The sequence below is a fragment of the Frankia sp. CeRuru1 genome (genome assembly GCF_977966315.1).
The window spans coordinates 1-7,732 of the sequence record NZ_CDWWEW010000247.1; the positions used below are offsets into that span (position 1 = coordinate 1).

General features: G+C 72.5%; 7 protein-coding genes and 1 pseudogene. 5 read left to right on the plus strand and 3 right to left on the minus strand.

Going from position 1 to position 7,732, the window contains the following annotated elements:
- The 3 genes and pseudogenes from AC08OP_RS16765 to AC08OP_RS16775 all read right to left on the minus strand — a co-directional run.
- A pseudogene (locus AC08OP_RS16765) lies at positions 1-662 on the minus strand (hypothetical protein); the annotation flags it as partial.
- Between the two features lie 342 nt (positions 663-1,004).
- On the minus strand, positions 1,005-1,949 hold the full coding sequence (locus AC08OP_RS16770) for a phosphotransferase (protein ID WP_476615056.1): 945 nt from the start codon (positions 1,947-1,949) through the stop codon (positions 1,005-1,007).
- A gap of 35 nt (positions 1,950-1,984) precedes the next feature.
- Complete coding sequence (locus AC08OP_RS16775) at positions 1,985-3,406, minus strand: hypothetical protein (protein ID WP_476615057.1); 1,422 nt, start codon at positions 3,404-3,406, stop codon at positions 1,985-1,987.
- A gap of 839 nt (positions 3,407-4,245) precedes the next feature.
- Here AC08OP_RS16775 and AC08OP_RS16780 point away from each other — a divergent pair.
- The 5 genes from AC08OP_RS16780 to AC08OP_RS16800 are packed head-to-tail and all read left to right on the plus strand — an operon-like array spanning position 4,246 to position 7,519.
- Positions 4,246-5,097: a GNAT family N-acetyltransferase gene (locus tag AC08OP_RS16780; RefSeq protein ID WP_476615058.1), complete on the plus strand. Its 852-nt coding sequence runs from the start codon at positions 4,246-4,248 to the stop codon at positions 5,095-5,097.
- Positions 5,094-6,029, plus strand: a complete 936-nt coding sequence (folP, locus tag AC08OP_RS16785) for a dihydropteroate synthase (RefSeq protein WP_476615059.1) — start codon at positions 5,094-5,096, stop codon at positions 6,027-6,029. The genes AC08OP_RS16780 and folP overlap by 4 nt, the downstream gene beginning before the upstream one ends.
- Entirely contained in the window at positions 6,026-6,493 is a 468-nt protein-coding gene (gene folB, locus AC08OP_RS16790) for a dihydroneopterin aldolase (protein ID WP_476615060.1), read from the plus strand. Before folP ends, folB begins: the two co-directional genes overlap by 4 nt.
- 4 nt (positions 6,494-6,497) lie before the next feature.
- A complete protein-coding gene (gene folK / locus AC08OP_RS16795) occupies positions 6,498-7,085 on the plus strand; it encodes a 2-amino-4-hydroxy-6-hydroxymethyldihydropteridine diphosphokinase (protein ID WP_476615061.1) in 588 nt (195 codons plus the stop codon).
- Positions 7,082-7,519: a DUF3180 domain-containing protein gene (locus AC08OP_RS16800; RefSeq protein ID WP_476593694.1), complete on the plus strand. Its 438-nt coding sequence runs from the start codon at positions 7,082-7,084 to the stop codon at positions 7,517-7,519. The genes folK and AC08OP_RS16800 overlap by 4 nt, the downstream gene beginning before the upstream one ends.
- Positions 7,520-7,732 lie beyond the last annotated feature (213 nt).

A 7,732-nucleotide genomic window follows, 5' to 3' on the forward strand; every position in this document is an offset into this window, starting at 1 on the left:
GGCGGTGGCGGGTTCAGCGGTGGCGGGTTCAGCGGATCGCCCCGCCAGGCCCGGGTCTCCCCCGGCGGGGGCGGCGGGTACGCCTGACCGAACACTCCGCCCGGATTCGGGGGGAACTGGTCGAGTAGCGGATCGAAGGTGCGGGTCTCGATCGGCAGCATCCTGCCGTTGTCGTTGGCACTCTCCGTGCCTCGACGGTTCATGGCCGCGGACCCGAGAGTGCCCCGATCGGTCCAGCCCGCCGAGCCGGCCGGGTGGGAACCTGTTGCCTCGGAACCCGTGGCCGACATCGGATCAACGCGGCGCATCGACGGCCAGGTGTCGGAGACGGCGGGGGACGCCGTCGGGGCGGCGGTGCCCGGCCGGAAGGCGGATGCCGCCGGCTCGGGGCGGTAGGGGCCGTCGACCGTCCAACCGGCGGCACCGGCGGAGCGCGGCTGCGCCGGACCGGTCTGCCAGTGACCCGGGTCGGCTCGGTCGGGAGACGACCGGCCGGTGTCCGTCACTGCCGGCAGTCGGCTCGCCGAACGGGACGGCTGCTCGGTGGTCGGCGACGGGGACCCGACGCGCCCGCCACGCTCCTGCGGCCCGGGATGCGCGGGGTCCCGATCTCCGCCATCGCCGACCCGGATGGCGCCGATCTCCCGAGGATCATCGTTCATGATTGTTCTCCGGGCAGCACGCCACCTGGTTGATCCCCGGGGCGGGCATTCCCTCCGTCGTGTTCAAGGGCCTCCCCTCCGTTCGGGCGACCCAAGCCATGAGGCCGGGGTGATCTGACGACCACGCCCAGGACGGTGGTCCGCGCCGGTAGCCCCCGCTCGGAGCCGGGCGTCCGGCACGTGGACGTGACCCGCCGGACCGGCCCGACAGGTCTGACTAGAATGACATGTGGTTCCGTGGACCGCACGGCCCGGCCGGTGGAAACGGTGTGCCTCGTGTGGTGCCGGCGGCGGGGGCGTCTCCTCCCCGGGGTCCTGACAGCGAGGGTGATGAGGGAGGCGTCAACGGTAGGGGGACCAGCGGACGCCGGTGTCGCCGGAGCGCAGGCTGTCGATCCTGACCCGGAACTGGGTGGCCACCGTCGCGCTGCTCCCCAGGATCGGCACCACGCTCGTCACCAGCTTCAGTTCCCGGACCGCCCGCAGGACGGCGAACCCGTCCCAGGTGGTGACGTCGAAGTCGTAGCCCCGGGCCAGGTCGAGGTGGGCCTGAGGATCATGACCAAAGCGTAGCCGGCCGACCGCCACGGGAATCAGGTCCCATTCCGCCGGCCCCAGGCAGGTAGCGTCGAAGTCGCAGAGCAGCGCGCGGCCGTCCGCGGCCCGCACGAGGTTAGCCAGATGCGCGTCCCCATGTATGACGACCCGCGGCAGCGCGTAGCGGATGGTGGGCAGAGCCGCCGCGACCCGGCTGGTCATCTTCTCCAGGAAACGGCGGTCGGGCTCGGGGAGCGCCTCGGCGTCGGATAATCGCCGGCGGACGTCGTCGAGGGGATCCCAGCGTGGCAGCGGCGGTTCCGGCGGCGCCAGAGTGTGCAGACCGCGCAGCGCGCCGGCCAGCTCCGTGGTGTCCGGTGCCGGGCCGCCGGGCGGGGTGCCAGGTGGCGTCGCGTCGGCCCAGACCGTCGCGAGGAAGCCGGCCGCCGTGACCGGGGCCGGCACGCCGGGGAGCAGCCGGACGGCCGGGACGTGGTTCTCCGCCAGCCAGCGGGCCACCCGGACCACCTTGCTCACCCGATGCGCCATCGCGGCCGATCCGATGATCCGGACAACCGCGCCGGCCCGTGGCAGCCGGTACACCGCGTTCCCGGTTCTCTTGATCAGCACGGCGCCCGAGTCGTCCAGGCCGGCCTCAGCGCAGATCGCGCCGAGGGCGCGGCGAGTCCGCTCCGCGGTGAACCGCGCGTGGTCCGGCGAGCCCGCCGGAGGGCGCCCGCCGTCGGCCATTCCACCCTCGTACGGTCCTCGTACGGTGGCCGGCGTCAGACCGACGGGCTCGGCACGGGAACCGCGCGCCCGCCGGGCCGCTGCCGCGCCGCGGAGCGCTGCCACTCCCGGATGAGTACCGCGAGGTCCCGCACCTGGTGCACCTCGCTGTGCGGCCGGGTGGCCGCGAGCAGCTGATCCGCGCGTCCCGAGACGGAGGCCACGGTTCGCCCCCAGGAGATCTGGATCGCCTCGGTGGCCAGCGCGCAGACCTGGTCGAGTTCCAGGCGGCCCTGCCGGGCCAGCGCCAGGGCGAGATCGAGGCGGATCACCGACCGGAATCCCGGGGCGTTCATCCCGTCCAGCTTCGGCATGGCGAGATCCGCGTGCTCCTGGGCGGCCTGCGGACGGCCGAGCAGACACAGGGCCGTCGTGGCGTTGTAGGGCACCTCGACCGGATTGAACTGGTCGAAACTCGGACCAGGACGGCCCCACCGGTCTGCCGGGATGGCGTCCGCCAGGTCGTACGCCCGGTCCAGGGCCTGGGCCGCGCCCCGCACGTCACCGAGGGCGGCGAGGGCACGCGCCTCCTGGCAGACAAGTCGGGCCCGCACGGCACCGCCACTGACGTGGGTCAGCCCGTCCCGGGCAAGGCGGAGCGCCTCGTCGGGCCGGCCGGCGTAGAACTCGTTGACGGCCGCGACTTCCCGGGCCGAGCCGCGAAGCGCACCCTCACCCACCGAGCGCCCCGCCTGGAAGCCGAGCGACGTCAGCGACCGCGCGGTCTCGATGTCACCGAGTTTGAAGGCCGCATCCGCACCCAGCACGGCGACCCGCCCCCGCAGCACGTCGCGCCGGTGGGCGTCGCCGGCGGGGATGGACCGCCGGCTGAGCCGCTCCAAGCCGCGGCGCAACCGCTCGGTCTGGGCCAGGATGTGCGCGGGTGGGGTCGCCTCGTGCGCGTCGAGGAGGTCGTCGAGCAGATCGTCGGCGCGTTCCAGAGCGAGCTGGACCGGACTGGCCGCGAGGACGTCCGAGACCTCCATGATCTGTCCCTCGGCGAGGATCGCGGTCATGACCGCCGCTCCCGCATAGCGATGGAACTGTCTGCGGTCCGAGGCGCCGGGGGCCGGGGCGCCAAGGCGCGTGGTGTGGGGGGCCGACGACGGTGTCGGCTGCGCCGGGATCGCTCCGCTCACAGCGCCGAAGGGTGCTTCGCTCACAGTGCCGAAGGATGGCGTGCCCGCAGGTACCGGTGACACATCGGTGGGGCTCGTTGCGGACTTCGTCATCGAAGGCTGGGGCGGCGGCGCCGGCTCGTAGTCCTCGGGGTGGTCGTCCGGAGGGGTGCGCGCCGGCGGGATGATGATCGACTCGGTGGTCGCCCACCAGGGTGGGAGAGGGGCCGACCGGCTCGTCGGGACCCAGGCCTCGGGGTCGGGCCCGCGCGTCGGTGAAGATCCGCTCGACTGCGGCATGCCGCGCGTCCTTCCTTCAGATAACACCACGGTCGTGACCGTGGCGACAAGGTAGTGGGGGTAGAGCCCACTGTGAGAAGCGACCGACCGGAGGCGCACAGTGAGACCACACGCCCGCATCGGTGCCGCGACCGCCATCCTCCCTGACGGCGGTCCGGCCGGATCCAGCGATCAACGGCCGAAGTCTCCCGGCGGTCGTGCGACGGCCTCGCTGCCGCCGGCCGGTCGCTCCGGTCACTCTGGTCGGTCCGACCGGATCTGGCCCGTGTCTCGCTTTGTCAATAGTAGGAGGGAGGCTGCGCCGAAGGGTGATGGTTGTTGGTGCGCAAAGTTCCTGTCATCGTGGCTCTGCGTGGTGTTACCCGGAGGTTTCCTCTGCCGATCATGTTTGGCGGGCGAGCCGGCGGCGGTGCGATGCGGCGGTGGAGTTCGCCGGTCGGCGGTGGCGGGACGAGGAAGGGGGGCGCTGGCAGGACCGACAGGATCGCGCGGCGCAGGCTTGCGGATCATCGCCCCGGCCCGGGAGGGTCCCGGGCGACGAGCCGAGGGAGGCCGGGATGCGGCCCGCCGTCGGTCCGCTCCAGAACGGGAACGAGGCGGCAATAGCTTTGTAATCATGACATCTCGTCATGATTACCGAAAAGGTGAAGCTGGGGGGCCCGATGTTGGTCCGATCGGTGCCGGCGTCCATCCCTGCGTTCGGGTCGTCCATCCCTGCGTTCGGGTCGGTAGCCTCGGCATTGTGATCGATGGCTCCCCGACGTGCTTTCCGGCCGGCAGGTCGCGCAGCTGGTGTCGACCAGGCCGGCCGTGGTCGGCGCGCCGTGCCTGATGACCGCGTGGCGCGGCGTCCCGCCGATCCACTAGTCGGGCCGCGGGCAAACCTGCCGTCCGCCGACGCGTCCCTGGCCCGTGAGCTCGATGACCAGGCGCACCGGGCCTGGCCGCCGTTGCGCCAGGTCGAACGGGCCGGGTGGGTGCTGCGCGAGTCCGCCGGATCGTCCCGGCGAGGCAACTCGGTCTGGGCTCGCGGTGACGTGCCCGACCTCGCCGCGGCGCTCGCCACGGTGCGGGATTTCTACACCGCCGCCGGTCTGCCGCCGACCTTCCAGCTGACGCCCTTCTCCCGGCCGACCGGGCTCGGCGCGGTCCTTGACGCCGCCGGGTACGACGACACCGGTCCCACCGACGTCTGCACGGCGCCCCTCGCCGACCTTGTGCGTGGTGCCGACCGGGCACCGGCGGCTGCCGGCTCGGTGGGGGTGACCGTCACCACCACGCCGACGGATGAGTGGCTGGATGTCGCGGGCCAGGTGCTGACGACATTCAACGTGCAGCGGCCCGGCACGCTCGCGGTGCTCTCGGCGCTGCGGCTGCCCACCATCTACATCACCCTGACCGTGGACGGCGTACCGGCGGCGGTCGGACGCGGCATCGCGGACGACCGTTGGCTGGGTGTCTACAGCATGGCGACCCTGCCCGTGGCCCGTGGCCGGGGCGCGGCCCGCCGGGTCATCGCGGCACTCGCCGAGTGGGCGGCGGGCAGAGGCGCCACTCATGCGTATCTGCAGGTCGAAGAGATCAGCACCGCGGCGCGGGGCCTGTATGCCGATCTTGGTTTCCGGCCGGTCTACCGCTACGCCTACCGCCGTGCGCCGCTGGGCGCGACGTCCGGTGGAGGTCTCCCATGAGCGGGACCGTCGAGGAACTCCTCGTGCCGGGCGGCCTGACCAGGGTGATGGGCGTCATCAACGTCACGCCGGACTCGTTCTCGGACGGCGGTACCTACCTCGATCCGCTGGAGGCGGTCCGGGCCGGGCTGCGGATGGTCGACGACGGGGCGGATCTCGTCGACGTCGGTGGCGAGTCGACCCGACCGGGCGCGTCCCGGGTCATCGCCGCCGAGGAGATGCGTCGCGTGCTCCCGGTGGTGGCCGAGCTCGCCGCCGCGGGCGTCCGGGTCAGCATCGACACCAGCCGTGCCTCCGTGGCCGCCGCCGCGGTCGACGCCGGGGCAGTGCTCGTCAACGACGTGTCCGGCGGCGCCGATCCCGATCTGCTCGGTCTCGTCGCCGACCGCGGCGTGCACTATGTGCTGATGCATGCGCGGGGGACCAGTGCGGACATGGCGTCCCGGGCGGTGTACCGCGACGTGGTCGCGGAGGTGGTCTCGGAACTCGTGGACCGGCTCGAGGCCGTGCTGGCCGCCGGGATCGCCGAGGATCGGGTCATCCTTGACCCCGGCATCGGCTTCGCCAAGACCGCCCGGCACAACTGGACGCTTCTGCGCCACATCGACGCCTTCTTCGCGCTCGGCTGGCCGCTGCTGGTCGGCACGTCCCGCAAGTCGTTTCTCGGCTCGGTACTGGCGGGCGCGAACGGCTCGGCCCGGCCGGTCGCAGACCGGGACGACGCCACCCAGGCGACCACCGCGTTGCTGGCCGCGGCCGGGGTGTGGGGCGTGCGGGTGCATGCCGTCCGGCCGGCCGCCGACGCCGTGCGGGTCGTGCGCGCCTGGCGGGACGATGGTGACCGGCGCGGGGACGGACCCGAGGTCGATCCCGGCTGGGCCGTGGACGCCGGCCGGGTGGAAGACCGGGAGGTTCCGTGGGCTCCGCGGTGACGGGTTCCGCAGCGGAGGTCGCCTCCCGACCGAGGGCCACGTCGCTCGACCGGATCACCCTGTCGGGGCTGCGGGCTCGCGGCCACCACGGGGTTCTGGCGGCGGAACGGGATCTTGGCCAGGAGTTCGTCGTCGACGCCACGCTGTGGCTCGACCTCTCCTCGGCAGCGTCCCACGACGACGTGACCCGCACCGTGCACTACGGCGAGCTTGCCGAGACCCTTGCCGGGATCGTTACCGGAGAACCCGTGAATCTGATTGAGACCCTCGCCGATCGACTCGTCCGCGCCTGTCTGCGGGACGGTCGGGTGATGCGGGCCGAGGTGACTGTCCACAAGCCCGCGGCCCCGATCGCGGTTCCGTTCGCCGATGTCGCGGTGACGATTGTCCGGAACCGGGTCGACGGCGTCGAGCCGGTGACCGCGCCGGACGCGGCCGCGGGGGTCGCCACCGATGGCGGGTGACCGGATGACCCGGCCGGACCATGCGGTGCTGTCGCTCGGGTCCAACCTCGGTGATCGTCTGGGCCGGCTGTCCGCCGCCGTCCACCGGCTCGACCGCGCGCTGGGGGTGCTCGCCGGCTCACCGGTGTACGAGACGGCACCCGTCGGTGGACCTGAGCAGGACGACTACCTGAACGCCGTCGTCCTGGTGCGTCCGGCGCCCCCGCGTGATCTGCTCGAGGTCGTCCGCGAGGTGGAGGAACGGGCCGCGCGGGTCCGGGCCGTCCGGTGGGGCCCGCGAACGCTCGACGTCGATGTCATCGCGGTCGGTGACCTGCGCAGTGACGACCCTGAGATCCTCGTGCCGCATCCCCGAGCACATCTGCGGGCCTTCGTCTGCGTGCCCTGGCTGGACGTTGATCCCGAGGCGACGCTGCCTGGGCACGGGCGGGTTGTCGATCTGGTCGCCCGGATGGCCGTGGGGAAGCACCCGGCCGGTCTGCGCCGGACCCCGTGGTCGCTGTCGGATCTCGTGGTCGAGGCGGATCCCAGGGCCGGTGCCGTCACCGATCCCGCCGTCGGCGGCAGTGATGCCGGAGAGGCGGCCAGGTGAGACCGACCCGGGCGCGTGATCTCATCGCGGTCGCGGTGGCGTTCGGGGCACTCGGGTACCTGCTCCTGTGGTGGGCGTACCGATCGATTCCCACGCTGCCGCGAACGGCATCGGTGTCGGTTCTCATGATCGGCGCCCTCGAGCTCCAGGTCGCATCCCTGACCCGCCGCCGGCTGGAGGGGCGGCCGGGAACGCGCCCGATCCTCCCGCTCACGGTCGCCCGGCTCGCCGCGTTGGCCAAGGCGAGCTCCGTCGTCGGAGCGGCGCTCGCCGGCCTCTGGGCGGGTGTGTTCGGCTACACCATGCCCCGCACGGGGGAGTTCCCGACGGCGGGGGGCGACGCGCTCACCGCGGGTCTCGGGTTGGCCGCGGCGATGGTGCTGCTGACCGGCGGCCTCATCCTCGAACGGGTGTGCCGGGTCAAGAAGCGTTAGCCCGGCCCGCCCTGGTTCTGGGCGGAATGTTCCGATGGAACACCGAAAAGTGGTGCGACCCCCGATGGGCTGACTGTGCCGATTCGTGTTGGCAGGGATACTCTGGGATAGATTGCGATATATGACCGTGGTCGGTGTCGGGATTGTCCTGGACCACCTTCGTAGGGTGGTGATTGTCGGCGTTGTTCATGTCGTCGGTGGATGGTGCGGTGA

Coding starts and splice junctions, on each gene's coding strand:
- AC08OP_RS16770 (WP_476615056.1), bottom strand. CDS start 1,949: ATGGCCGACGGCGGGCGCCCTCCGGCGGGCTCGCCGGACCACGCGCGG.
- AC08OP_RS16775 (WP_476615057.1), bottom strand. CDS start 3,406: ATGCCGCAGTCGAGCGGATCTTCACCGACGCGCGGGCCCGACCCCGAG.
- folP (WP_476615059.1), top strand. CDS start 5,094: ATGAGCGGGACCGTCGAGGAACTCCTCGTGCCGGGCGGCCTGACCAGG.
- folK (WP_476615061.1), top strand. CDS start 6,498: ATGACCCGGCCGGACCATGCGGTGCTGTCGCTCGGGTCCAACCTCGGT.